24 protein-coding genes and 1 pseudogene are annotated in these 25,690 nt (G+C 68.2%); 13 read left to right on the forward strand and 12 right to left on the reverse strand.

Annotated features, from left to right (window positions below; all coding sequences use genetic code 11):
- Window positions 1-27: 27 nt before the first annotated feature.
- Window positions 28-1,812, forward strand: a complete 1,785-nt coding sequence (locus G341_RS0107780) for a putative nucleotidyltransferase substrate binding domain-containing protein (protein WP_155826858.1) — start codon at window positions 28-30, stop codon at window positions 1,810-1,812.
- A 7-nt stretch (window positions 1,813-1,819) separates the two neighbouring features.
- Here G341_RS0107780 and G341_RS24410 read toward each other — a convergent pair.
- Window positions 1,820-3,113: pseudogene (locus G341_RS24410) on the reverse strand (acetyl-CoA C-acyltransferase).
- 166 nt (window positions 3,114-3,279) lie between these two features.
- On the opposite strand from G341_RS24410, the gene hemL reads away from it, so the two are divergent.
- The 6 genes from hemL (at window position 3,280) to ccsB (ending at window position 9,513) form a co-directional block, all read left to right on the forward strand.
- Window positions 3,280-4,623, forward strand: a complete 1,344-nt coding sequence (gene hemL / locus G341_RS0107790; protein WP_018178561.1) for a glutamate-1-semialdehyde 2,1-aminomutase — start codon at window positions 3,280-3,282, stop codon at window positions 4,621-4,623.
- A gap of 89 nt (window positions 4,624-4,712) precedes the next feature.
- A complete protein-coding gene (locus G341_RS0107795; protein WP_043450984.1) occupies window positions 4,713-5,318 on the forward strand; it encodes a histidine phosphatase family protein in 606 nt (201 codons plus the stop codon).
- Complete coding sequence (locus tag G341_RS21440) at window positions 5,318-6,010, forward strand: TlpA family protein disulfide reductase (protein WP_018178563.1); 693 nt, start codon at window positions 5,318-5,320, stop codon at window positions 6,008-6,010. Before G341_RS0107795 ends, G341_RS21440 begins: the two co-directional genes overlap by 1 nt.
- Complete coding sequence (locus G341_RS0107805) at window positions 6,007-6,810, forward strand: cytochrome c biogenesis CcdA family protein (RefSeq protein WP_018178564.1); 804 nt, start codon at window positions 6,007-6,009, stop codon at window positions 6,808-6,810. The genes G341_RS21440 and G341_RS0107805 overlap by 4 nt, the downstream gene beginning before the upstream one ends.
- Before the next feature lie 14 nt (window positions 6,811-6,824).
- Window positions 6,825-8,486 carry a cytochrome c biogenesis protein ResB gene (resB, locus tag G341_RS0107810; RefSeq protein ID WP_026303395.1) on the forward strand — a complete coding sequence of 554 codons (1,662 nt, stop codon included), beginning with the start codon at window positions 6,825-6,827 and terminating at the stop codon, window positions 8,484-8,486.
- A gap of 28 nt (window positions 8,487-8,514) precedes the next feature.
- Window positions 8,515-9,513: a c-type cytochrome biogenesis protein CcsB gene (ccsB, locus tag G341_RS0107815; RefSeq protein ID WP_018178566.1), complete on the forward strand. Its 999-nt coding sequence runs from the start codon at window positions 8,515-8,517 to the stop codon at window positions 9,511-9,513.
- 81 nt (window positions 9,514-9,594) lie between these two features.
- On the opposite strand, the gene G341_RS0107820 is transcribed toward ccsB, so the two are convergent.
- On the reverse strand, window positions 9,595-10,035 hold the full coding sequence (locus G341_RS0107820) for a helix-turn-helix domain-containing protein (RefSeq protein WP_018178567.1): 441 nt from the start codon (window positions 10,033-10,035) through the stop codon (window positions 9,595-9,597).
- A 121-nt stretch (window positions 10,036-10,156) separates the two neighbouring features.
- The gene (locus tag G341_RS0107825) at window positions 10,157-10,381 is read right to left on the reverse strand and encodes a BldC family transcriptional regulator (protein ID WP_018178568.1); all 225 of its coding nucleotides are present in this window, start codon (window positions 10,379-10,381) and stop codon (window positions 10,157-10,159) included.
- 251 nt (window positions 10,382-10,632) lie between these two features.
- Here G341_RS0107825 and G341_RS21445 point away from each other — a divergent pair, with 251 nt between their 5' ends.
- The 4 genes from G341_RS21445 to G341_RS0107845 all read left to right on the forward strand — a co-directional run bounded on the left by G341_RS21445 (window position 10,633) and on the right by G341_RS0107845 (window position 13,449).
- On the forward strand, window positions 10,633-11,055 hold the full coding sequence (locus tag G341_RS21445; protein WP_245556936.1) for a DUF4229 domain-containing protein: 423 nt from the start codon (window positions 10,633-10,635) through the stop codon (window positions 11,053-11,055).
- Window positions 11,052-12,167 carry an L-cysteine desulfhydrase Cds1 gene (cds1, locus tag G341_RS0107835; RefSeq protein ID WP_018178570.1) on the forward strand — a complete coding sequence of 372 codons (1,116 nt, stop codon included), beginning with the start codon at window positions 11,052-11,054 and terminating at the stop codon, window positions 12,165-12,167. Before G341_RS21445 ends, cds1 begins: the two co-directional genes overlap by 4 nt.
- A gap of 85 nt (window positions 12,168-12,252) precedes the next feature.
- Window positions 12,253-12,507: a hypothetical protein gene (locus tag G341_RS0107840; protein WP_018178571.1), complete on the forward strand. Its 255-nt coding sequence runs from the start codon at window positions 12,253-12,255 to the stop codon at window positions 12,505-12,507.
- A gap of 39 nt (window positions 12,508-12,546) precedes the next feature.
- On the forward strand, window positions 12,547-13,449 hold the full coding sequence (locus G341_RS0107845; protein ID WP_018178572.1) for a Clp protease N-terminal domain-containing protein: 903 nt from the start codon (window positions 12,547-12,549) through the stop codon (window positions 13,447-13,449).
- A 102-nt stretch (window positions 13,450-13,551) separates the two neighbouring features.
- On the opposite strand, the gene G341_RS0107850 is transcribed toward G341_RS0107845, so the two are convergent.
- Entirely contained in the window at window positions 13,552-14,424 is an 873-nt protein-coding gene (locus G341_RS0107850) for a 1,4-dihydroxy-2-naphthoate polyprenyltransferase (RefSeq protein WP_018178573.1), read from the reverse strand.
- A gap of 98 nt (window positions 14,425-14,522) precedes the next feature.
- Between G341_RS0107850 and G341_RS0107855 the strand changes: the two genes are divergently transcribed.
- The gene (locus tag G341_RS0107855) at window positions 14,523-17,768 is read left to right on the forward strand and encodes an AfsR/SARP family transcriptional regulator (protein WP_018178574.1); all 3,246 of its coding nucleotides are present in this window, start codon (window positions 14,523-14,525) and stop codon (window positions 17,766-17,768) included.
- 10 nt (window positions 17,769-17,778) lie between these two features.
- Here the strand turns inward: G341_RS0107855 and G341_RS0107860 are convergent, their stop codons facing one another.
- The 7 genes from G341_RS0107860 to G341_RS0107890 form a co-directional block, all read right to left on the reverse strand.
- A complete protein-coding gene (locus tag G341_RS0107860; protein WP_018178575.1) occupies window positions 17,779-18,618 on the reverse strand; it encodes an ABC transporter permease in 840 nt (279 codons plus the stop codon).
- Window positions 18,615-19,652, reverse strand: coding sequence for a daunorubicin resistance protein DrrA family ABC transporter ATP-binding protein (locus G341_RS0107865; RefSeq protein ID WP_018178576.1), 1,038 nt, complete (start codon window positions 19,650-19,652; stop codon window positions 18,615-18,617). The genes G341_RS0107860 and G341_RS0107865 overlap by 4 nt, the downstream gene beginning before the upstream one ends.
- 87 nt (window positions 19,653-19,739) lie before the next feature.
- Window positions 19,740-20,906 carry an o-succinylbenzoate--CoA ligase gene (menE, locus tag G341_RS0107870; RefSeq protein ID WP_051092699.1) on the reverse strand — a complete coding sequence of 389 codons (1,167 nt, stop codon included), beginning with the start codon at window positions 20,904-20,906 and terminating at the stop codon, window positions 19,740-19,742.
- The gene (locus G341_RS0107875) at window positions 20,903-21,310 is read right to left on the reverse strand and encodes a DUF3349 domain-containing protein (protein WP_018178578.1); all 408 of its coding nucleotides are present in this window, start codon (window positions 21,308-21,310) and stop codon (window positions 20,903-20,905) included. The genes menE and G341_RS0107875 overlap by 4 nt, the downstream gene beginning before the upstream one ends.
- Window positions 21,311-21,499: 189 nt before the next feature.
- On the reverse strand, window positions 21,500-21,805 hold the full coding sequence (locus G341_RS0107880; RefSeq protein WP_018178579.1) for a DUF3349 domain-containing protein: 306 nt from the start codon (window positions 21,803-21,805) through the stop codon (window positions 21,500-21,502).
- 20 nt (window positions 21,806-21,825) lie between these two features.
- Window positions 21,826-22,107 carry a hypothetical protein gene (locus tag G341_RS0107885; RefSeq protein ID WP_018178580.1) on the reverse strand — a complete coding sequence of 94 codons (282 nt, stop codon included), beginning with the start codon at window positions 22,105-22,107 and terminating at the stop codon, window positions 21,826-21,828.
- A gap of 33 nt (window positions 22,108-22,140) precedes the next feature.
- Window positions 22,141-23,334: an inorganic phosphate transporter gene (locus G341_RS0107890; protein ID WP_018178581.1), complete on the reverse strand. Its 1,194-nt coding sequence runs from the start codon at window positions 23,332-23,334 to the stop codon at window positions 22,141-22,143.
- Between the two features lie 271 nt (window positions 23,335-23,605).
- Between G341_RS0107890 and G341_RS0107895 the strand changes: the two genes are divergently transcribed.
- Complete coding sequence (locus tag G341_RS0107895; RefSeq protein WP_018178582.1) at window positions 23,606-24,670, forward strand: LLM class F420-dependent oxidoreductase; 1,065 nt, start codon at window positions 23,606-23,608, stop codon at window positions 24,668-24,670.
- Between the two features lie 42 nt (window positions 24,671-24,712).
- Here G341_RS0107895 and G341_RS0107900 read toward each other — a convergent pair whose 3' ends face one another.
- Complete coding sequence (locus tag G341_RS0107900) at window positions 24,713-25,660, reverse strand: 1,4-dihydroxy-2-naphthoyl-CoA synthase (RefSeq protein WP_018178583.1); 948 nt, start codon at window positions 25,658-25,660, stop codon at window positions 24,713-24,715.
- Window positions 25,661-25,690 lie beyond the last annotated feature (30 nt).

A 25,690-nucleotide genomic window follows, 5' to 3' on the forward strand; every position in this document is an offset into this window, starting at 1 on the left:
CTGGGCGAGCACGCGCCATTCGGGGCGATGCCGGCGGATTCGCTGCTGGCGCTCGGGGCCGCGGCGACCGAGCACACGTTCCGCACCGGTGAGCTGATCGTCGACTACCTGACGGGAACACCCGACGAGATCTGGGTGGTGCGGTCGGGATCGGTTGCGCTGCTCGGTAATCGAGACACCGCCGGGGAGCCGGTCGACGTCGTCGGTCCCGGCGGGGTGTTCGGCTATCTCGCGTTGCTGTCGGAGGGCGCGGTCGCCTTCCTGGCGCTCGCCGGCGAACGCACCGTGGCGATCCGGCTGCCCGGCGCGATGGTCCGGTCGCTGTTCACCGACCCGTCGGGACTGCAGTACCTGGCGACCACGGCCTGGGACACCATCGCCACCCGCGCGCCTGCCGACCGGGCATCAACGGTCGCGGTCGGTGCGCATGTTCCGCGGTGGCCGGTGTTCACTGCGCCCGACACCTCGATCCGGGATGCGGTGCGGCACATGACCGATGAGCATGTGTCGTACACGCTGGTGCGAGACGGCTCGGGTCGCACAGTGGGCATCTTCACCGACCGCGACCTGCGCACGCGGGTGGTCGCGGCCGATTGTGGTCTCGATCAACCGATTTCGGCAGTGATGAGCGGTCCGGTGCAGACCGTGCCCGCGGACCGGATCGCCGCCACAGTGCTGATGGACATGCTGGAGAGCGGGCTGCGGCATATGCCGGTGGTCGACCGGCGGGGTGCGGTACTCGGCGTGGTCGAGGAGCGAGACCTGGTGGCGACGTCGGCGCGACAGAGCTTCGTGGTGCGACGCGCGATCGCGCTCGCGGCCGACACCGCGGAGCTGCGGGCCGCGTTCGACCGGGTGGACGATCTGGTCGTCAATCTGTTCCGGGGCGGAACCGATGCCTCCGGCACGAGCGCGGTGCTGTCGGTGATGGTCGACGCCACGGTCGCGCGGGCGCTGGAGCTCGAGCTGGCCGAGCGCCCGCAGCCGTGGGTTCGGCAGTTCGCCTGGCTGACGCTCGGCAGCGTCGCCCGCCGCGAGGCGATGCCGTCGTCGGATGTGGACAGCGCGATCAGTTGGGCGGACGATGCGGAGCTCGATCCCGGCCAGGTACGGGCGATGGCGGCCCGGGTGCAGGCCACGCTCGACGAGTGCGGGCTGCCGTCGGACACCAACGGCGCGGTGGCGTCGTCACCGCGGTTCTCCCGGTCGGCGGGCGACTGGCACCGCGCGGCGCAGGACTGGCTCGCCGACCCGATGTCCGACCGCGGGCTGATCATGTCGTCGTTGCTGCTGGATGCGCGGGTGGTGCACGGCAATCCGGCGCTGAACTCGGCGCCGGCGGCATTCAGCCGCATGTCGATCAATCACCCGAATGCCTTGCGGCTGCAGCTGTTGGACGCGTTGTCAGGCAAGCCGCGGGTGCGATCCCTGCGCGACATCGTGGCGCGCCGGGGCGGGACCTTCGATCTGAAGAATCACGCGCTGAGCCCGATCGTGAACCTGTCCCGGTGGGCCGGGCTCACCGCCGGGCTCGGTGTCGCGACCACCCCGGAACGGCTGGATGCGGCGGTCGCGCAGGGGGCCCTGGCCGAGCGGGACGCCCGGATCCTCGCCGAAGTGTTCGCGATGGTCCAGCGACTGCGGCTGTCCCACCAGATCGACCAGCTCTCGGCGGGACAGCCGCCCTCGGACATCGTGACGATGTCGCAGTTGTCGCCGCTGAGCCGCAGCCTGCTGACCGACGGGATGCGCGAGGTCGCTGCGGTGCAGCGGCGTGTCCGTCATCAGGCCACGATGGGGGTGCGGCCGTAGCGGCGTATCAGCCGACGCGCTCCAGGACGGCCGACGCGCCGTGCCCGCCCGCGGCGCAGATGCCCAGCAGCGCAGTCTGTTTGCCGCTGATCGCCAGCTCGTTGGCCATCGTGGCCACCATCCGGGCACCGGTGGCGCCGAACGGGTGGCCGAGCGAGACGCTGCCGCCGTGCACGTTCAGCTTGTCGATGTCGACCTGTCCGACGGCCGCATCCTGACCCAGGCGCTCCTTGGCCCAGGTGTCCGAGGCCAGCGCGTCGAGCACCGAAAGCGTCTGGGCAGCAAAGGCTTCGTGGATGTCGATGTAGTCGATGTCGGCGAGCTTGAGTCCGGCCTTCGCCAAGGCGCGTGGCATCGAGATCGCCGGGCCGATCAGCACCTCGTCGGCCGGGTCGACGCTGACGTAGCTCCACGACTTGATCGCGGCGAGCGGCTGCAGCCCGAGCTCGGCGGCCTTCGCCTCGCTCATGAGAAGCACCGCGGCCGCGCCGTCGGTGAGCGGGCTGGCGTTGCCCGCAGTGACGGTGCCGTCCTGATTGAAGACCGGCTTCAGCTTGGCCAGCTTCTCGATGCTGGTGTCCTCGCGCACCAGGCCGTCGCGGCTGATGCGCTTGCCGTCGGGCGTTCGTCACCGGGACGATCTCGCGGTCGAAGCGGCCCGAGTTGATCGCGTCGGCCGCCCGCTGATGACTGCGTACCGCGAACTCGTCCTGCGCGGCGCGGCCGACGCCGTGGATCTTCGCCATCTTGTCGGCCGATTCGCCCATCACCTCACCGGTGGTGCGCTCCTCGATCTTCGGGCGGCGGGGCAGCAGGTCGGTGAACGGTGCCAGACCCCACGCGGCGCTGAGGTAGTCGCTCGCCTTCGGTTTGCCGAGCGCCAGCGGTGCGGCCGCGTGGATCAGCTTCTGCGGCAGCCCGACCGTCGCGTTCGAGGTCGAGTCGCTGCCGCCCGCGATCATCACGTCGTATTCGCCCCGCTCGATGGCGGCGGCAGCGGTGGTGATCGCCTGGAGTCCGGACGCGCAGGCCCGGGTGACGGTATGACCCTCGACGCCGTGGCCGAGTCCCAGATCGAGTGCGATCTCGCGGGCGATGTTCGGCGCGCCCGGCGGCAGGATCACGCCGCCCCAGACGATCGCGTCGATCGAGCCCTCGGGCAGTTCGGCGCGGTCGAGCAGGCCGCGGACCGCCTGGTCGGCGAGTGCGATCGAGTCGAGGGCGGTGAAGTCGCCGAACGCACGCACGAAGGGGGTGCGGGCGCCGGAGACGATGACGGCGCGGTTCTTGGGTGCGGCCATGGTTGATCGGTCTCTTTTCATCCGGAAACGGGCGGTGTGGACCATTGCACGGGCAACAGTGCCGCTGATTGATGGCAAGGTTAACCGACGTCGGAAGAGGCGCCCGATCGAGCCTCTACGACGCCTCGTAGTTGACCGATCGCCAGCATTTGGAACACTGGTAGCCGTGAGTGCGAAGAGCAGTGCCGTGACCGGGGCGAATATCGACCGATCGGCGGCGCTGTTCGATCGCGCCGCCGGGGTCATCCCGGGCGGGGTCAACTCCCCGGTGCGGGCCTTCTCCGCGGTCGGCGGCACGCCGCGATTCATCAGCGAGGCATCGGGCTACAGGCTGACCGACGCGGACGGGAACACCTACGTCGATCTGGTCTCTTCGTGGGGCCCGATGATCCTCGGCCACGCGCACCCGGCGGTCGTCGAGGCCGTTGGCGCGGCCGCGCAGACGGGCCTGTCGTTCGGCGCGCCGACCGCAGCCGAGATCGAACTGGCCGAGGAGATCATCGGCCGCGTCGATCCGGTGGAGCGGGTGCGGCTGGTGAACTCGGGTACCGAGGCGACGATGAGCGCGGTTCGGCTGGCGCGCGGATTCACCGGGCGCGGCAAGATCATCAAGTTCTCCGGCTGCTACCACGGACATGTCGACGCGCTGCTCGCTGACGCCGGATCGGGTGTCGCCACGCTCGGCCTGCCGACCTCGCCCGGCGTCACCGGCGCGCAGGCGCAGGACACGATCGTGCTGCCGTACAACGACATCGAGGCCGTCCGGGCCGCGTTCGCGGCGCATGAGGACATCGCCGCCGTGATCACCGAGGCCGCCGCCGGCAACATGGGCGCCGTCCCGCCGAAGGACGGCTTCAACGCGGCCCTCAAGCAGCTCACCGCCGCGCATGGCGCGCTGCTGATCATCGACGAGGTGATGACCGGATTCCGGGTCAGTCCATCGGGCTGGCACGGTATCGACGGCGTCTCCGGCGACCTCTATACCTTCGGCAAGGTGATGAGCGGCGGACTGCCGGCCGCGGCGTTCGGCGGTCGGGCCGACGTGATGAACCATCTGGCCCCGCTCGGCCCGGTCTATCAGGCGGGAACGCTGTCCGGGAACCCCGTCGCGGTCGCCGCCGGGCTCGCGACGCTGCGGACCGCGGACGCGGGCGTCTACGCGGCGCTCGACGCGAATGCGCACCGACTCGGCGACCTCATTTCCGAGGCATTGACCACAGCGAGCGTGGCCCATCAGGTGCAGTACGCGGGCAATCTGGTCAGCGTGTTCTTCACCGACGGACCGGCCCCGTCGAACTATCAGCAGGTCAAGGGGACGCAGACGTGGCGTTTTGCACCGTTCTTCCACGCGCTGCTGGATCGGGGCGTATACGCACCGCCGAGCGCCTTCGAAGCCTGGTTTGTTTCTGCCGCGCTGGACGAGGATGCTTTCTCACAGATCGCCGACGCCCTGCCGGCGGCCGCCGCTGCGGCCGCGGCAGCCGTTGATCCGTCCGCGGCCACCAACTGACCGGCGTGACGTACCCGACCGAGACCAATGACTGATGGCATGACGACTGAGGGGAGACCTGCGTGAGCGAGCGCACCGTCGTGCACGTGATGCGGCACGGAGAAGTGCACAACCCCGAGGGCATCCTGTACGGACGCCTACCCGGGTTCCGGCTCTCCGATCAGGGCGCGGCGCAGGCCATCAAGGTCGCGTCGGTGCTCGCCGACCACGACATCACCTATGCCGTCGCCTCGCCGCTGCAGCGGGCCCAGGAGACGATCGCGCCGATCGCCAAGGAGCACGGCCTGACCGTGCGGACCGATGATCGGCTGATCGAGGCCGACAACGTCTTCGAGGGGCTGAAGGTGTCCATCGGCGACGGCGCCCTGCGCAAGCCGCGGCACTGGCCCAAGATGCGTGACCCGTTCACCCCGTCGTGGGGCGAGCCCTACATCCAGATCGCCCACCGGATGCTCGCCGGCGCCACCGCCGCCCGCGACGCGGCCCGGGGCCACGAGGCCATCATCGTCAGCCATCAGCTGCCGGTCTACACCCTGCGCCGCTTCCTCGAGGGCAAGCGGCTCTGGCACGACCCGCGCGGCCGGCAGTGTTCGCTCGCGTCGATCACCAGCCTGATGTACGACGGCGACGCGCTCGTCGACATCGTCTATTCCGAACCGGCCGGCGCCTCCGATCCACTGGCGACCGGCGCCTGATGTTCGGACGGCGCCGCGACACCGGCACCCGGGGTACCCGGGTGCGTGCCGTCGGCTCCGTATTCGCCGTCCTTGTGACCGCCGCCGCGTTGCTGACAGCCTGCGGTACCGGCAAAGACGCGGTCGCGCAGGGCGATACGTTCCAGTTCGTCTCGCCCGGCGGCAAGCTCGAGATCTTCTACAACCCGCCGTCCAGTCGTAAGCCGCTGCGGAACTTCTCCGGGACGGACGTCGCCACCGGAAACCCGCTGGCGCTCAGCGACTTCGCCGGCAAGGTCGTCGTCATCAACATCTGGGCCGAGTGGTGCGGGCCGTGTATCGCCGAATCCGATGAGCTCGAGCAGGTCTACACCAGCACCAAGGACAAGGGCGTGCAGGTCCTCGGTATCAGCTTCCGGTCGGACAAGTCGAAGGCTTCCGACTTCGTCTCCAACCACCACATGACCTACCCGTCGATCTACGACTACTCCGGCCGCACCATGGCCACCTGGCGGGCGCCGATCTCGGTCGTGCCGACCACGCTGGTGGTCGATCGACAGCACCGGGCGGCGGCAGTGTTCGTCCGCGCGGTGACTGCGTCGGACCTGTTGCCGCTGGTGAATCGCCTCGCCGCGGAACCGATTCCGGCGGCTCCCGCCGCGCCTGCCGGCGCCGGCCAGCCGGCCGCGGGACAGCCCGGAGCGCCGCGATGACCACGACCGACCTTGCCTCGGTGGGGAGCGCGTTCTCCAACACCGTCATGACCGGACCGCTGTTCCTGGCGATCGGCGCGTGCATGATCGCCGGTCTGGTGTCGTTCGCGTCGCCCTGCGTGGTGCCGCTGGTCCCCGGGTACCTGTCGTACCTGGCCGGGCTGGTCGGGGCCGAGGCTCCGGCCGTGTCGGTCGGGGAGAAGCCGCGCAGCGGTCGCGTCCGGGTCGCCGGGGCGGCCCTGCTCTTCGTGCTCGGTTTCACCGTCGTGTTCGTCCTCGCCAGCGCGACCGTGTTCGGCGTGGCCAGCTCCGTCAACGTGAATCGTGAACTGCTGCAACGCATCGGTGGGGTCGTGACCATCCTGATGGGCCTGGTGTTCATCGGCCTGGTGCCCGCGTTGCAGCGCGAGGCCCGCTTCCATCCGCGGCTGATCTCGCGGTTGGTCGGCGCGCCGCTGCTGGGTGCGGTCTTCGCCCTCGGCTGGACGCCGTGCCTAGGCCCGACGCTCAGCGCCATCATCACCACCACGTGGGGTACCGGCGGTGCGACCGCCGCCCGCGGCGTCACGCTCACCGTGGCCTACTGCCTCGGCCTGGGCATCCCCTTCATTCTCGTCGCGTTCGGCTCGGCCTGGGCGGTGCGTGCGGTGAGCTGGATGCGCAAGCACACCAGGGCGATTCAGATCTTCGGCGGCATCACCATGATCGTCGTCGGCGTGCTGCTGGTGACCGGCGTCTGGACCGAGTTCATCGACTGGATCCGGGAGCAGTTCGTGACGGGCACGGAGCTGCCGATATGACCGATACCGACGGCATGACGGAGACGGACAGGGCCGAGGCCCGGGCCGCCGAGCCGCGTCCCGTGACCAACCCGCTGATCCGCTACGGCTGGTGGCCGGTGCGCAACCTGTGGCGCGCGCTGACCTCGATGCGTACCGCGCTGGCGCTGCTGTTCCTGCTGGCGCTGGCCGCCGTCCCCGGCGCGCTGCTGCCGCAGCGGGAACTGAACGCGCAGAAGACAGACAAGTACATCGCCGACCATGGCTGGATCGGCCGGACCATGGATCACCTCCAGATGTTCGAGGTGTTCAAGAGCGTCTGGTTCACGGCGATCTACGCGCTGCTGTTCATCTCGCTGGTCGGCTGTCTGACGCCGCGCATGTGGGAGCAGGCGAAGATCTTGCGCGCCAAGCCGGTTCCGGCGCCGCGCAACTTCACCCGGCTGCCGCGCAACATCGACACCACCGCCACCGCCGCGAGCGCCGACGACCTCGCGTCGACCATCAGCGGCCGGCTCCGCGGCTGGCGCAAGACCACCCGCGTCGTCGAGCGCGACGGCGTCCGCTCGGTGGAGATATCGGCCGAGAAGGGATTCCTGCGCGAGGTCGGCAACCTGGTCTTCCACTTCGCATTGCTGTGTCTGCTGCTGTCGATCGCGGTCGGCAAGCTCTGGGGCTACGAGGGCACCCGGATTCTGGTCGGCGGCGAGGGCCAGGGACTGTGCAACACGTCGGTGGCCGTCTACGACTCATTCCGGGCGGGCAGCATGGTCAACGGCACCAACCTGGCGCCGTTCTGTATCAACCTCGACAAGGTCCAGACCACCTACGAGCCCACCGGCGAGGCGAAAGACTTCACCTCGAAGGTCGACTATCAGACCGGCGGAAATGTTGGCAGCGATCAGTGGAAGACCGATACCATCCGGGTCAATCACCCGCTGCGGATCGTCGGCGACCGCATCTACATGCTCGGCCACGGCTACGCGCCAACCTTCACGGTGACATTCCCGAACGGTCAATCGCGTACGCAGACCGTGGCCTTCGAGCCGAGCAACATGCTGACCATGCTGTCCGAGGGTGTGGCGCGGTTCGATACGCCGGCCGGCATGTACACCGACGACGATCAGCGGCGGCAGAATCAGATCGCCATCAACGGGATCTTCGCGCCGACAGCGGTATTCAGTGGCGACCGTGGCGGGCTGCTGCAGTCATCCTTCCCGCGCGCCGACAAACCGGCCGTCGCCATCGACATCTACCAGGGCGACACCGGCCTGGACACCGGTCGACCGCAGAGCGTCTTCATGCTCGACGACCGGATGATCAACGACGGCCGGCTGCGCAAGCAGGCGCGGGTGAACCTTTCCATCGGGCAGAGCACCACCATCCCGAACGGCACCCAGGTGCGGTTCGACGGCTACCAGGAATGGGCGTCGCTGCAGGTGTCGCACGACCCGGCGCAGGACTACGTGCTGATCTCCGCGATCGCACTCCTGCTCGGGTTGGTCACCTCGCTGATGATCAAACGCCGCCGCGTCTTCGTCCGACTCACGCCGGTTGCCGGAAGTGACGGAACCATCCGTGCGGAGGTCGCCGGACTTGCCCGAACCGATCAGGCGGGCTGGGGCGAGCGTTTCAACGAGTTCGCTGCGGATTTGGTCAACGGCCGGGACGCTGCCGGTGGCAATAAGCGAGACTAGAAATGAAATCGAGCGATGAGGTAATGGCGTGAACGTCAACGAGAATCTGGCGAGACTGTCGGACCTGAGCTTCGGCACGGCCATCACGATCTACATCCTGGCCATGGTGCTGCTGCTCGCGGCGCTGGCCGGTCAGCGTCAGCGCAAGCTCGCCGCCGCGGATGCTCGGCAGGCCGAGCTGGTCGGCGCGGCGGTCGGCGGTCCGGCGACCGCGCCGCCCGCGGACGATCGCACGCCCGGCAAGCTCGCGCCCCAGGAGCGCCGTTCGCGCGGTGAGCAGCTGGCCAAGATGGGCTACGCGGTCGTCATGGTCGGCGCCCTCGTCCACATCACCTCGATCGTGCTGCGCGGCCTGGCCACCCACCGCGCGCCGTGGGGCAACATGTACGAGTTCATCTCGATCACCTGTGCCGCAGGCGTGGTCGCGGGCATCGTCGCCCTGCGCAAGCCGCAGCAGCGCCCGTTGTTGTCCTTCCTGCTGGTGCCCGTCACGCTGCTGATGTTCATCGGCGGCGAGTTCCTGTACACGCAGGCGGCCCCGGTGGTGCCGGCACTCAAGTCGTACTGGCTCGCCATCCACGTGTCGATCATCTCGCTGGGCTCGGGCATCTTCATGGTGTCGGGCGTCGCGAGCATCCTCTACCTCGTCAAGATGCGGGTCACCGAGCCGCCGGCCGACAAGTTCTGGGGCCGCATCCTCGACCGGCTGCCCGATGCCGCCGCGCTCGACCGGATCGCCTACAAGACGGTCATCGTGGGGTTCCCGCTCTTCGGCCTCGGCGTCATCTGCGGAGCGATCTGGGCCGAATCGGCGTGGGGCCGCTTCTGGGGATGGGACCCCAAGGAGACCGTGTCGTTCATCGCCTGGGTCGTCTACGCCGCATACCTGCACGCACGTGCGACGGCGGGCTGGCGCAACCAGTCGGCCGCCTGGATCAACGTCGCGGGCTTTGTCGCGATGCTGTTCAACCTCTTCATCATCAACCTGGTGGTCTCGGGCCTGCACAGCTACGCCGGCCTGAACTGAGCCCACCCGCGGATTCGACCGGAACCAACACGAAGGGCCCCGCCGATTGGCGGGGCCCTTCGTGTCGGTCCGGCTACGCGGTCAGATATCCAGCTGATCGCCGCGCGCGGCCTGTTGCTTCTTGACCACCTTGAGCAATTCGATCACCACGTCGATCGTGTCCGCGGAGATCGCCTCGTGCCGGAAAGCGGCCAGATGCGCGCCCGTCTCGGCGGCCATCTGCACGTACTCGCGCTGCTGCTCCACCCGCTGAAGATCCTCATCGGGATCACTCAGGAAGTACGTCACGCTGATTCCGAAGGCCCGCGAAATCGCTTCTACCGTACGGAAAGACGGTGTCTTGGCCTTGCCCGTCCGCAACTGCGAGATGTAGGCGTCGCTCAGCGTGTAACCGAGCTCGTTGGCCTTCGAAGCGATCTTCTTACCGGTGTATGGAACCCCGTTCTCGTCCCGAACGGTGTCGAACAGCTCGTTGAGCCGATCGGCGAACGTTAACGTGTCCGGTAAATCGATGGTCGTCATTTTTCTCCCCAACTAAGGCACGGTGGCCCGACCGCCACCGTGACTATCGACACAAACTTTACAGCTAGCGTTCGCAAAGTTTCCGAAAGCTGTAAAGCCGGCCGACAGAGGGAGTATCGGCCTACTGGCCGGGCGCGCGGCGGTTCAGCAGCTCGACGACGTCGGCCTCGCGGAACCGGCGGTGTCCGCCCGGCGTGCGGATAGCGCCAAGGAGGCCGGAGCTGGCCCAGCGGGCCACGGTCTTGGGATTCACGTTGAACATCGCAGCCACCTGGCCGGGGGTTAGGGTGTGCTGGCTGGCCGCCTGCGGGGTGATGGTCGGCCGGGGCTGGTTCTCAACGCTCATGATTGCGACTCTCCTTCGGATCGGCCGCTGGCTATGGCGGCCTGCAAATCGTTCAAATCGGTGTGTACAGACAGGTCTACACCCAAGAACCCAGGTACTCGAATGGTCAATCAAAGGTAAAGAGTTCCCAAAGCTCGCAAATCCGTCAACACGTCAAGAATGCCCTGATAGTGGTACAGATCGTAGGTTTTCGGCGGATCGCGAAATTCGGGGCGTAGTTGGCGGCGGCCGGCCGACAGTACGCTCTAGCTGTGAGTGGACATGATGAAAGCACGACGCCCGGCCCAGCGATTCCGGGATCGTCGCCGGGTCGTCGGCTGGCTCTTGACGTCGTGTTGTACAGCGCGATGCGGGTTGCCCTGGTGGTGGTGATCGCCGCCATCGTCTACGGCATCGGCCGGGCGGTGGGCGTCGAGATCCCGATCATCATCGCGGCGCTGTTCGCGCTGGTCATCGCGCTGCCCCTGGGGTTCGTGCTGTTTCGTTCGCAACGGGCCAAGGTCAACGAGGGGATCGGCGTCGTCGACGATCAACGACGGACCCGGCGCGAGGACCTGCGTTCGCGGCTGCGCGGCAACGGCGAGAACTACTACGAGGCTGCCGACGACAAGCCGACCGACGAGTCGGCCGGCAAGGACTCGGGGGAGAACGGCGCCGAAGGCAAGGCGCGGTGACCGCCGGGGTGATCGATCGCCGGTCCGGCGCGCAGTGGCGTCGGCGCCGGGAATGGGCCGACGGCGCGGTGCGGCTGATCGAGGCCGACGCCCGCCGCAGCGCCGACACGCATCTGCTGCGATTCGAGCTGCCGCAGTGGGCGCGTGACCGATCGATCTCCCTGTATCTGAAGGACGAGAGCACCCACATCACGGGATCGCTCAAGCATCGGCTGGCTCGGTCGCTGTTCCTCTACGGGCTCTGCAACGGGTGGATCACCGAGGGGGCGCCGGTCATCGAGGCGTCCTCCGGCTCCACCGCCGTCTCCGAGGCCTACTTCGCCCACCTCATCGGCGTCCCGTTCATCGCGGTGGTGCCGCGCAGCACGTCGCCCGCGAAGATCGCACTGATCGAAAGGCAGGGCGGACGCTGTCATTTCGTCGACAGTCCCGGGGAGATGTACACGGCTGCACGCGGCCTGGCCGACGAGACCGGCGGCCACTTCATCGATCAGTTCACGATGGCCGAGCGGGCCACCGACTGGCGGGGCAACAACAACATCGCCGAGTCGATCTTCAGTCAGCTGGCGGCCGAGGAGTATCCGATTCCGGCATGGATCGTGGTCGGCGCGGGTACCGGCGGCACGTCGGCGACGATCGGGCGGTACGTCCGCTACCGCGGCTACGACACCGGCGTCTGCGTCGTGGATCCGGAGAACTCGGTGTTCTACGGCTCCTACGAATCGGGTGAGCCGCAGACCGGGACCGTCGGCTCGCGGATCGAGGGGATCGGCCGGCCGCGGGTGGAGCCGTCGTTCGTGTCGCAGGTGATCGACCGGATGGTCGCGGTGCCGGACGCGGGCAGCATCGCGGCCGCGCGGCGGGCGTCGGATGTGCTGGGCCGCCGGGTCGGCGGATCGACCGGAACTAACCTCTGGGGCGCTTTCGGGCTGATCGCCGAGATGGTGGCGGCCGGCGAGTCGGGCAGCGTCGTCACGCTGCTCTGCGATGGCGGCGACCGGTACTCGGGCACGTACTACAACGATGCCTGGCTTGCTGAACAGGGGATTTCTCTCGACGACCCGAACCGGATCCTCGACGAATTCTTCGCCGACGGCCACTGGGCCGGCTGACTCCGGGCTCCGGTCGAGCGCAGTCAAAAACTCTTTCGTCAATATTTCTTGACAACACCATGACTGTCAACATAACCTGACAGCCATGACGGATACAGCTACACCCGATGAACCCACGACGAGCGACCAACCGGCGAGCGATATCGCCGGCGCCGTCGCGGACCGGGACCCCGCCCGAGGCCTGGCCGCCGTGCGTGCCCTGCGCACGCTGGCCGATCGCCTCGAGGAGGTGCAGGTCGCCAACGCGCGGTCGGCGGGCTGGAGCTGGCAGGCGATCGCAGACGTACTGCAGATCAGCCGCCAGGCCGTCCACCAGAAGCATGCGGCACGCGAACGCTGATGGACGCATGCACCAACATCGAAAGAATTGAGAGACACCATGTTTGAACGATTTACCCATGAGAATCGCACCACGTTGATGTTCGCCATGGAAGAGGCGCATGACCTCGGCCATCGCGAACTGGGCAACGATCATCTGCTGCTGGGCATGCTCTGCAATGCCCGCGGCACCGGCAACGAGATCCTCCAGGAGCTCGGCCTGACATTGCCTGACGCCCGCGAGGCGTCACGGGCATTCCACGAGGCGACCACCGAGGCGGCGACCGACGACACGGACGCCGCCGACGCCACCGTCGACGAAACCGTCCGCGAAGATCGAGAGGCGCTGCGCGCCATCGGAATCGATCTGGACAAGGTTCGCCGGGCCGTGCGCGAGACCTTCGGCGAGGACATCGCCGACGGCTGGGGCAAGCGCCGGGGCGACCGGCGTGGCGATGGCGACCGGGGCCCGCGTGGCCGCGGACGCGGACGCGGCGACGACGAGCAATTCGAGCCGTGGGGCCGTGGTCGGCGCGGTCACGAACATCGTGGCCACGAGCATCGCGGTCATGAGCATCCGGGCGGCCCTCGCCGTGGCGGCCCGCGTGGCCGCGGGTTCGAGGACCCCCGGGGCTTCCCCGGTGGATTCGACCGCGGGTTCGGCGATGGCCCCTTCGACGGGCCGTGGGGCGGGCCCGGCCGTGGCCGACGTGGACCGGCGAGCCGGCGCGGCGGATTCCGTCGACCCCGGTTCAGCTCCGACACGAGGTCAGCTCTGGCCGGTGCGGTCAAGGCCGCCCGGGAGTATGACGATCAGCAGCTGGGGCCCGAACACCTGTTGCTCGGCATCCTTGATACCGGCGACGCTGCTTCGATCGCCGTCATCGAGTCCGCCAGTTCGACCGAGGCGCTGCGGGCCGCCGTTATCAAGCGGCTGACCCCCGACACCTCACAGTCGGCCTGACGCTCCTTGACGAAATCCGCGTCACCTACGTGGATCCGCGCCGGTTATAGCCGGCGCGGATCTGCGAAAGCGGCTCGGATTTTTCGCGACGCGGGGTCGGAGTCAGGCGCCGATGAACAATCCGACCGCGGTGCCGATCGACCACAGCAGCATGGACATGCCGGTGAGGGCCAGGGCGGGAATCAGCGCCGGGCCCTGTTTGCCGGTTCGTACCGGGGCATTCGCCTTCGCAGCGGCCGGAATCGCGATCAGGCCGAGTAGTGCCCACCAGGTCGCCCAACCCAGGAGCACCGAGGCCGCCATCGGAATCGTCAGGAGGGCCACATGCAGGATCCGAGTTCGTTTGTCGCCCAACGCGACCGCCAGAGTCCGCTTGCCGGACTCGGTGTCGGTCGGTATGTCGCGCAGGTTGTTGGCCACCAGCACCGCGCTGGAGAAGCAGCCGACCGCGACCGCGCACACCACGCCCACCCAGTCGATGCGCTCGGCCTGCACGAACTGCGTGCCGAGCACGGCCACCAGGCCGAAGAAGACGAAGACGGCGATCTCACCGAATCCTCGGTAGCCGTACGGATTCTTGCCGCCGGTGTAGAACCAGGCCGCGATGATCGCCACGGCGCCGATCAGGATCAGCCACCACGCGGTGGTCAGGGACAGGATGATGCCGGCGATGCCGGCGGCGGCCAGAGCGGCGAAGGCCGCGGATTTGACCGCCCCCGGCGTCGCGGCACCGGAGCCGACGAGGCGCATCGGCCCGACCCGCTCGTCATCAGTGCCGCGGACGCCGTCGGAGTAGTCGTTGGCGTAGTTGACCCCCACGATCAACAGCACGGATACCGCCAGCGCCAGAATCGCCTTCCACCAGACGAAGTCATGCGACCAGCCGGCCGCGCCGCTGCCGGCGATGACCGGCGCGACGGCATTGGGAAAGGTCCGGGGCCGGGCGCCTTCGATCCACTGAGTCGCCGTCGCCATGGCCGCAATCCTGCCACGGTCCGGGATTACAGTTGACTGCGGCCGTATACCCGGCAGGCATCGGTCTCGAGCCTCGTCACCGACCAGAAGGAGCACAGGTGTCCCAGCAGTCCGTGCTAGTGCGGTTGTTGGGTCCGGTCGGCGTCGTCGATCCGGACGGTGACATCAAGCGGGTGCCCGGTGCCCGGGCGCGGACGCTGCTCGCCGCGTTGGCTGTCGAGCCCGGGCAGTTCCGGTCCGCGGCCCGACTCATCGACACGGTCTGGGGCGACGACCAGCCGCAGTCGCCGCAGGCCGCCCTGCATACCCAGATCTCCCGGCTGCGTCCGCTGCTGCCCGCCGACGCGCTGGAGGCCGGCCCCGGTGGATATCGGCTGGCGGTCGAGCCGACCGCGGTCGATCTCTACGCCGTTCAGTCGCTGATAGCCGACGGCACCGACGACTCGTTGCGCGCGGCCCGAAAACTCTGGCGCGGCGAGCCCGGCGCCGATCTGGGCAATGATGACCTTGCGGGCGAGATCCGCCGCCACGCCGACCAGCTGCTGTCGGACCTGGATGATCGGTTGTCGCGGACAGCCTTGGCGGACGGTGATTTCGAGGCGGCGCGACGGCTCGCCGAGGCCCGCTGCGCCGCCGATCCGCTCGATGAGCCGGCACACGCCACCCTGATGCGGGCGCTGGCCGGCCTCGGCCGCACCTCGGATGCGCTCGCGGTATTCGCCCGCATCCGGCGAGTGCTCTCGGCCGAGCTCGGCACCGACCCGGGCCCGGAGCTGGTGGCACTGAACAACCAGTTGCTGACCGCCGATTCCGGGGAAGCCGCGCCCCCGCCGGCAAAGCCGGTGAGCGCCGTGGGAATCCGCGCCGAACCGAACGAGCTGATCGGCCGGGACAAGGATCTGGCGGACATCACCGAGTTGCTCAAGCGTCATCGAGTGGTGACGGTGCTGGGCCCGGGCGGGGCGGGGAAGACCCGGATCGCCAACAGCGTGGGGCATGCCGCCGCGAGTGCCGGCGATCCGGTGTTCCTCGTCGAGCTCGCCTCCGTGCGCGATGGCGGTGACGTGATGGTCGCTGTCAGTGCGACATTGGGTATCGGCGAATCGGATCTGACGCCGGCCGGCCGGGCACGCATGGTGTTCGGCGATCTGACCCAGCGTCTGGCCGACGCGTTGGGTGGGCGGCCGACGCTGGTGATCCTGGACAACTGCGAGCACCTGGTCGATGCCTGCGCCCAGGCCGCGGCCGACCTCGTCGGCGCCGCGCCGAATATCACCGTTCTCGCGACCAGCCGTTCGCCGTTGCAGATCGCGTCGGAGACGGTGTACGAGCTCCCGCCGTTGCTGGTGGACGAATCAGGCTCGGCCGCAACGGATCTGTTTCTGCAGCGAGCGCGTTCCATTCGCCCCGACGCGAGATTCGACCTGGCCGAGGTGGCGCAGCTGTGTCGCGAGCTCGACGGGCTGCCGCTCGCGATCGAGCTTGCCGCTGCGCGCATTCGCACGATGACCGTCGCCGATATCCGCGCGGGGCTCGCGCAACGATTCGCCCTGCTGCGCAGCGGGGATCGCGCATCGCCGACCCGACACCGGACGCTGCACGCGGTCATCGACTGGAGCTGGGATCTGCTGGACGACCCCGCCCGAGAAGCCCTGCGCCGACTCTGTCGATTCCCGGGCGGTTTCACGCTTGATGCGGCCCGAACCGTCTGCGGAACAACGGGATTCGATCTCGACGACCGGCTCTCGGCACTGGTCAATCAGTCGCTGCTGCAGGTGGCCGAGATCGCCGAGCCGAACGAGCCGCCGACGGTGCGTTACCGGATGTTGGAGATGGTTCGGGAGTACGGGGAAGAGCAGCTCGCCGCCAGCGGGGAAGGCCGAGAGGTCGATTCGGCGATGACCCGATGGGCGGTCGAGCTGACCGCGCGGCTGCGGGCCGACTATGAGCAGCGGCTCCGGCAGCGAGAAGCGGTGCGGGCGGTGGCTCGCGAACTCGACAACCTCGTCTGGGTGCTGCGGCGCTGCACCGACCCGGACCGCAGCAGTCGTCCCGACGATCATCAGTGGGGAATCGTCAGCGCGTACACCGCGATATCGGCGTTCTGGGCGCTGCGCGGGCTCCATCACGAGGTGATCGCCTGGGCGCCGCAGATCCTCGGGGCGCTCGACTCCCGGGATGCCCGGTCGTTGACGGAAGACGAACGCGAGCTCTATCAGGGGGCTTATCTCATCGCGCTGGGGCACCTGTTCTGGCAGGGCGACAAGCGGCAGATCGCGGTCACCCGCACGCGATTGCGTCGGCTGCTGCGGCCGGAGCTGACGCTGCTTCGGCAGGCCGATTTCATCTCGTCGATCCTCCTGTCCCGCAATCCGACTCAGGCGATGCGCACCATTTGCCGGGGAATGCTCTCGGAGGTGGAGGACGTTCGTATGACGGCCGCCATGGTGCGCACGAACGCTCGGGAGAATCTCGGCAACCACGCTGGGGCGATGGCCGATGCCCAGTTGGCCCTGCAGTGGGCCACCGAGCGCGGCGATCTCTGGATGATCGCGATGACCACCACCGGGATCGGTGGGCTGCACGGACAACGTGCGCACTACCGGGACGCCGTCGAGTCCTACCGACGTGGCCTGGCGCTGATGGTGGAGATCGGTGCCGAAGAGGACTCACGGCAGGTACGCGGCTATCTGCTGACGTCGCTGCTCGGGCTGGGCGATGTCGCCGCCGCGCGAGAGATCTACGGTGACGTGACCCGCGGCTGGACTCCGGATCAGCCGGATCCGCAGGGGCATCCCGAAACGGTCGCGACGATTCTGATGTCCAGCGCGGAGCTGGCCCGGGCTGACGGCCGACTGGAGCAAGCCGCCGAGCTCTACCGCCGATGCATCGACAACGTTGTCGCCAATCACGAAGGTATCGGGCGTGATCCGTTCGTCAGTCTCGTCATGAGCAACGCCGTGTGTGCACTCGCGGTGGCCGGCCGCGCCGATGCCGCGGCACCGTATGTCGGCACGCTGGCGGCGATCGTCGGCCGGTTGCACGCTCCCGGCGGGAGCTTCGATATTCCGCAGACCGGCACCATCGCGCTGGCCTGCGGTGCCGTCATCTGCGCCGGCGCGATCGATGCGCCGAACGGGGCTGGGCCGAGGCTGCTGGCGCTGTCGCAACGGTTGCCTGCGCGCCTCGACTATCCGGCCCTGCGGGACTGCGCCGCGGACGCCGGCGAGGCGTCCGGACTCGGTGCCGCGCAATGGGATTCGTTGGCGGGCGAGACGTGCAGAATCTCCCGGACCCATGCGGTCCGGGAGATCCTGACGCTGTTGAAGCCACTCGCCGACTAGCGATCGACCGTCAGCGGTTCTGTCGGCTGTACCTGCTGACCGCAAGCGGGGCGAAGATCGCGACGATCACCGCGGCGCCCACGAGCGACCAGAGCACGTGGATGTCGGCCACCCCGTTGTTGGCCAGCGACCGGACCGCCGACACGAGGTGCGAGATCGGGTTGATCTTGACGAAGGCCTGCAGCCATCCCGGCATCGTGTGCACCTGGACGAAGGCGTTCGACAGGAAGGTCAGTGGGAACAGGATCATCAGCGAGATGCCCTGCACCGACGAGGCGCTGCGGGCGATGACGCCGAGCCAGGCCCAGATCCAGGATAGTGCGAAGGCGCAGACGATCACCAGAAGGGCCGCGGCCAGCGTGCCCCAGAACTCCGGGCGCCAGCCCATTGCGATGCCGGTGACGAAGGTGATCGTGATCGCGATGACGTAGCGGACCGCATCCGACAGCAGGGCGCCGACCAGCGGACTGATCCGGGCTATCGGCAACGATCGGAAGCGGTCGAACACTCCCTTGTCCATGTCTTCGCGCAGCTGCGTACCGGTGACCATCGACGTGGTCAGCACGGTCTGCACGAGGATGCCCGGAATGATCAGCGGCAGATAGGCGCTCACGCTTCCGGAGATCGCGCCGCCGAAGATGTAGGCGAACATGACGGTGAACAGGACCGGTTGCAGCACGACGTCGAAGTACTGCTCGGGGTTGCGGCGGAACTTGAGCAGCCCGCGGTAGGCCATGGTGAGGCTGTGCGCGGCGGTCTTGCGCAGCCCGACGCGATCGGACAGGTCGACCGGCGGAAGCGTCGGCGCGACAGGGGCTTTAGTGGTGGGTTCGGAGACAATGGTGGTCATCGGTTGACCTCCTCGGTCGTGGAGTCGGACTGGTCGTCGGTCGGTTGACCGGTAATCGTGAGGAAGACCTCGTCGAGCGTGGGCTTCTGGACGTTCATCTCCTCGACGGCGATGTTCTCGCTGCGCAATGCCAGCAGGATGTCGGCCATCAGGTCGGCGCGGCGCATCGGCGCGGTCACCCGTCCCGCTTCGGGGCTGAGAGTGGCTGTCTCGGAAAGGATCTGCTCGATCACCTCGGCGGCGCGGGCAGCGTGGTTGCGGTCGGTGGGGGTCAGCTGCAGCGTGCTGGTGCCGATCGACGACTTGAGCTCGTCGGCGGTGCCGTCGGCGATCACCCGGCCGTGGTCGATCACCGCGATGCGGTCGGCGAGCTGGTCGGCCTCGTCCAGGTACTGGGTGGTCAGCAGCACCGTGGTGCCTTCAGAGACCAAGCGACGGATGGTGTCCCACATCTGGGCGCGGGTACGCGGGTCCAGGCCGGTGGTCGGCTCGTCGAGGAACAGCAGCGGCGGCGTGGCGATCAGACTGGCGGCCAGATCGAGTCGCCGGCGCATGCCGCCGGAGAAGTCCTTGAGCGGCCGGTCGGCGGCCTCGGTGAGTGAGAACTCCTCGAGCAGTTCGCCGGTGCGGGCGCGGGCGGCCTTGCGGCTGAGGCCGAGAAGCCGACCGAACACCATCAGGTTCTGGACGGCGGTCAGTTCCTCGTCGACCGACGCGTACTGGCCGGTGAGGCCGACGAGCGAGCGCACGACCTGCGGATGCCGGCCGACGTCATAGCCGAAGACCTCGGCCCGGCCGGCATCGGGACGCAGCAGCGTCGCGAGCATCCGGACGGTGGTGGTCTTGCCGGCGCCGTTGGGGCCGAGGACGCCGTAGACGGTGCCCGGCTGCACGACGAGGTCGACGCCGTCGACGGCCCGGTTCTCACCCGACTTCGTTTTGAACGTCTTCACGAGGCCATGCGCCTCGATCGCGGGTGTGGTGCGGATGTCGCCCGGCGCGGTCGCGGCGGGCTGATTCACGGTTGTGGTCATGGATAGCAGAGTGCCGAGACCCGCTGTCGTCTCGCTTGCGGCCGCTGTCGTCTGCTTGCGCCGCCTACCCGCGGCGATGAAAGGCGGCTAGACCTGGGAGAACCGGTTGACGAGGGCGCGCCGGTCGACCTTGCCGGGTCCGCGCAGGGGCAGCTCGTCGACGGTGAACACCTGCCGGGGAATCGATGTCGTCGGCAGGAGCCCGTCGAGTTCCGCGCGCAGTCGGTCGACGGTCGGCGTGTCGTGGCCGGGTGCCGCGACCACCGCGGCGGCGATCTGCTGGCCGAGCCGCTCGTGCGGCAACCCGAATACGGCGCACTCGGCGATGCCGGGCAGCCGCGTCAGCTGGGCCTCGACGACCTGGGGCAGCACGGTCAGCCCGCCGCTGCTGATGGCCTCGTCGGCGCGTCCGGCGATCGCCAGCACGCCGTCGGTTAGGGTGCCCAGATCATCGGTCCGGAACCAGCCGGGCCGGGCGAAGGCCGGGTGATCGGGCTGGTTGCGATAGCCGAGGGCGACGGTGGCGCCGCCGAGACGGACGCGCCCGACCCCGTCGGGGTTCTCGTCGTCCAGCACGATGTCGACGCCGTCGAGCGGTACGCCGTCGTAGACGCAACCGCCGCAGGTCTCGCTCATCCCGTAGGTGCGCACCACCGGCACGCCGGCCGCAATGGCCTTGGCGCGCAACGCCGGTGGCGTCGCGGCACCGCCGACGAGTACCCCGTCGACAGCGGCCAGCGCCGCGGTGGCGTCGGGGTCGTCGAGCACCTTGACTAGCTGCCCGGGCACCAGCGAGGTGTAGCGCCGCCCGGCGGGCATTGTGTCGATGGCGGCTGTCAGTGACGCCGGCTCGAAACCGGTTGTCACATCGAGGATTACCGGCTCATGCCCCGCGGCGAGCGACCGCAGCAGTACCTGCAGCCCGGCGATGTGCTGCGGCGGCAATGCGAGCAGCCACGACCCGGGTCCGCCCAGCCGGGCGTGCGTGGCATCGGCCGACGCGCGCAGGGCGGCCGCAGTCAGCATGGCGCCCTTGGGAGTTCCGGTCGAACCGGAAGTCGCGACGACGAGGGCGACGGCATCGTCGATCGGTTCGTCCGGACCGAGCGCGTCGCGGAGCAGCGCCGCCGTCACGGCGTCACCGTCCGGAACCGGCAGCAGACTGGCTTCGCCGTCGAGCGCCGCCGTCAGCAGGGGGATGGCCGCACGGATCGAGTCCGGCCCGCCGAGGGCCAGCGGCCGCAGAACGGTCAGGGCCGTCCCGATTCGCCGTCGCGATCATCGAGTTCGCCGAGCGAATCGTGCTCGGCGCTTTCGCCGCCGAACGGCTCGTCGTCGAACGGCCAGCCCTTCCGTTCGAGGCGTTCCCGGATCCGCTTGATGTCGGACTCCGACGGCAGCTCATCGATGGCCTTGATCACCTGGACGCCGGCGTCGATCTTCGAGATGGGGGCGAGGTCGTCCCCGCCGTCGTCGGTGACCTCGGTACCGCTGCGCTGCTGGCTGATCAGGTCGTGGGTGATCTGCTTGACCTCGTCGTCGGTCAGTCGTCGGCGCAGCAGCGCGACCAGCGGGACATAGTCGCCCGAGGGAATGCCGTTGGGGTAGCCCTCACGCAACCAATCCACGATCGTCTTGAGGAAATGCGGCCGATCCATCTGCCGTCTCCTTCCTCGTCATCGGGCGGCTATCCGGGTGGCGGCGCGCGTCGGCGCCGCCATATGCGGTAATCCTAGGTCAGATGCGGCCTTGTGGTCCGGGTGCCGGAACCGCGACCGGTTCGCGCACGCGAGGGACGGCCGACTGCGACGACCGATGGGGTGCCGGCCGCGGCGGGCGGTCGCTGGTCAGTTCGCCGACGCGAGCGGCCAGCCGGCGGCGGCCAGCCGGGAGGCGACCTGGTTGATCTCCTCCGGATTCGGCGACTGCTCGGTGACCGTGGCGATCGCGCCGATGATCTGCTCCTCGGTGAACGGGTGCTCGAGCCCGTGCTCGCGCGCGACGGTCAGAATCACTTTGGTGATCTGCTCCTCGGACAGGTCCCGCTTGAGCAGGGCTAGCAGCGGGAAGTAGTCCGACGTCGGCACGCCCTCGGGATATCCCTTGCGCAGCCAGTCCAGGACGGCATCGAATGACGTACTCGAAGTTGTCACGATCAGTACGACCTCTCCGGCTATTTCTTGGGAGCGAACGGGAAAAGGTTGATGTCGAAGTAGTAGTCGATCGTGGTGCGGGTGATCCACAGGATCGCCACGACGATCACGGCCGCGATCAGGACGAACAGCGCGATGCCCGCGTAGCGGGTGATCGGGTTGCCGGGGGCGGCGGGCTCGCCGTCCTGGCTGGCCGGTTCGGTGAGGAACAGCCGGAGGCCGATCGCGAAGAGGGCCGGCAGCCCGGCGCCCAGAGCCAGCCCGACCAATAGGACCTTGGCGATTGCTTCAACGGTATCCACGAGGATGTGCCTTTCTGGCGGAAGTCGGCGGGATCAGACCGATGCCGGGGTCTGCGGCTGCTCGGCGATGGCGGGGTCGTTGCCGTCCCAGTCGTCGTTGACGTTGTTCGCGTCGATCTTCTGCTGCTGGGCGCGCCAGTACATGTAGCCGGACAGCGCGACCAGGATCGCGAAGATGACGATCGCTCCAGCGGCGCCGCCGATCAGGTGTGCGATGTAGTAGGTGCCCGCGCCGACCAGGCCCGCCATCGGCAGTGTGGTGACCCAGGCGACAACCATGCGCCCGGCGACCGCCCAGCGCACCTTGGCGCCCGGCTTGCCGACGCCGCTGCCGAGGATCGAGCCCGTCGCCACGTGGGTGGTCGACAGCGCCATGCCGGATGCGCTCGAGGTGAGAATGATTGCCGCGGACGATGCTTCGGCCGCCATGCCCTGCGGCGCCGAGATCTCCACCAGGCCCTTGCCCAGGGTGCGGATGATGCGCCAGCCGCCGAGGTAGGTGCCGAGCGCGATGGCGCCGGCGCACAGGAACACCACCCAGAACGGCAGGCCGTGCTTGACCGACGCCGCGTCGAGGTGGCCGCTGATGATCAGGGCCAGGGCGATGACGCCCATCGTCTTCTGCGCGTCACCGGTGCCATGGGCGAGCGAGACCAGCGAGGCCGTGGTGATCTGGCCCCATCGGAAACCGTCGGTCGTGCGACTGCTGGTGAGGCGTGCGGTGATCCGGAAGACCATCCAGGTGCCGCAGGCGGCGACGATGCAGGCGATGATCGGGGCCGCGACCGCGGGGATCAGCACCTTGCTGGACAGGCCGTGCCAGTTGATCGCGCCGGAGCCGATGGCGGCCAGGCCCGAGCCGATCAACCCGCCGAAGAGCGCGTGCGACGAGCTGGACGGCAGGCCGAACAGCCAGGTGAAGAGGTTCCAGAGGATGCCGCCGATGAGTCCGGCGAAGATGATCAGCATCGCCTTGGTGGGATCGATGCCGTTGAGCAGTTTCGGCTGGTTCAGCACGTCCTTGGCGACGGCGGCGGCGACCTCGACCGAGAGGAAGGCGCCGACCAGGTTCAGCGTCGCCGAGAGCGCGACCGCGACCTTCGGCTTGAGCGCGCCGGTGGCGATCGACGTGGCCATGGCGTTGCCGGTGTCGTGGAAGCCGTTGGTGAAATCGAATCCGATGGCAGTGATCACCAACAGAACGAGGATCAGCATCTCTGCGCTCATGGCAATGATTCTGGCGTGCTGATCGTAAAAATGTCGAAAATGCCCGCGGCCGGGAAGTCGCGTGTGACCTGCAGGTTTTCCCGTTTCTGCGAGCTGTTCATCGAATGTTCACTTCAAATGGCGCTTGAGCGTGGCTAAGCGGGTTTCGCGGGGTCGTTTCCGGGGGTGAACAGCGTCACTTCCCGAGGGCCATTGCGTGATGCAAGATATGAATCACATGCAAACCGGTATGTAAATGCTCGAACAGCACAGATGAAAGAGGTCGGCACCTATGAAGCTCGCGGTCCCCGTGGCGTACGCCAACAATTTCCGAGAGACGATGGACAACCTGACCGACTACGAGCATGCCGGTGTCGATCGTGTCGTGGTCGCCGAGGCGTACAGCTTCGACGCCGTGAGCCAGCTCGGCTACATCGCTGCGCGTACCGAGACGATGGAACTGGCGACCGGCATCCTGCCGCTGTTCTCGCGCACGCCGACCAACATGGCGATGACCGCCGCCGGCCTCGACTACGTCTCGGGGGGCCGTTTCGTTCTGGGCATCGGCGCGTCCGGGCCCCAGGTGATCGAGGGCTTCCACGGCCAGAAGTACAACGCCCCGCTGGGACGCGCGCGTGAGTACGCGGAGATCTGCCGCAAGGTGTGGCGCCGCGAGAAGACCGAGTACGACGGCAAGTACTACAAGCTGCCGCTCACCAAGGAGGACGGCGGCACCGGGCTGGGCAAACCGCTCAAGATCATCAATCATCCTGTGCGTGAGCGGATTCCGATCGGACTGGCGTCGATCGGCCCCAAGAATGTCGAGCTGGCCGCCGAACTGTTCGAGGAGTGGCAGCCGATCTTCTTCTATCCCGAGAAGTTCAAGGACGCGTTCGGCGATGCCCTGGATGCAGGCTTCGCGAAGCGCGACCCGTCGCTCGGCGAGCTCGGCGTCACCGCGATGGCCGCGCTGGCCATCACCGAGGACAAGGACCTGGCGGCCGGTGCGCAGCTGGGTGTGCGTCACAACGCCGCGCTGTACATCGGCGGTATGGGCGCGCGCGGCAAGAACTTCTACAACGACCTCGCGGTGCGCTACGGGTTCGCCGACGAGGCGAAGGTGATCCAGGATCTGTACCTGGACGGCAAGAAGCAGGAGGCCGCCGAGCTGGTGCCGCAGGCCCTGGTCGACGGAATCTCGCTGGTCGGCTCGGAAGGCCATGTGCGCGAACGGATCTCGGCCTTCGCCGAGTCCGGCGTCAACGTGTTGTCGGTGCAGCCGATCGCCGAGGACCACGCCGGCGTCGTGCGTCAGTTCGAGAAGATCAAGCAGATCATCACCGATCTGGGACTCTGACCGAGTCCGGCCACCCACCCGCGTGGCGGGTGGCCGGCGGCGTCAGTAGTAGTACGGGTACGCGTCCCAGTCGGGATCGCGCTTCTGCAGGAACGCATCCCGGCCCTCGACGGCCTCGTCGGTCATGTAGGCCAGCCGCGTCGCCTCGCCGGCGAACACCTGCTGGCCCATCAGTCCGTCGTCGGTGAGATTGAACGCGAACTTCAGCATGCGTTGTGCCGTAGGCGACTTGCCGTTGATCGCGCGCCCATATTCGATGGCCACGTTCTCCAGTTCGGCATGATCGGCGACCTCGTTGACCGCACCCATCCGGTGCATCGTCTCGGCGTCGTAGGCGCGACCGAGAAAGAAGATCTCGCGTGCGAACTTCTGGCCGACCTGCTTGGCGAGGTACGCGCTGCCGTAGCCGGCGTCGAACGACCCCACGTCGGCGTCGGTCTGCTTGAAGCGGGCGTGCTCGCGGGAGGCGATCGTCAAGTCGCACACCACATGCAGCGAATGCCCGCCGCCGGCCGCCCAGCCGTTGACGACCGCGATCACCACCTTCGGCATGGTGCGGATCAGCCGCTGCACCTCCAGGATGTGCAGCCGTCCGCCCTCGGCCTTGACCCGGTTCTCGTCGACCGTGTCGGCGCCGGCCGCGACGACATCGGAGTCGTGCGAGGTCGCGTACTGATAGCCGGACCGGCCGCGAATCCGCTGATCGCCGCCGCTGCAGAACGCCCAGCCGCCGTCCTTCGGAGACGGTCCGTTGCCGGTGAGCAGCACCGTTCCGACATCGGGGGTGCGGCGGGCATGGTCGAGCACCCGGTACAGCTCGTCCACCGTGTGCGGTCGGAAGGCGTTACGCACCTCGGGCCGGTCGAACGCGATGCGCACGATCCCGTCGACCCGGCCTTCACCGACATGCCGGTGGTAAGTGATGTCGGTGAGGTCCTCGAAGCCGGGGACGGGGTTCCACTGGGTCGGGTCGAACGGGTTCTCGGTCACCCGGCGATGCTATCGCCGGGCATGGGTCGC

It is taken from the genome of Jongsikchunia kroppenstedtii DSM 45133, from assembly GCF_000380485.1.
In the GTDB taxonomy this organism is placed as follows: domain Bacteria; phylum Actinomycetota; class Actinomycetes; order Mycobacteriales; family Mycobacteriaceae; genus Jongsikchunia; species Jongsikchunia kroppenstedtii.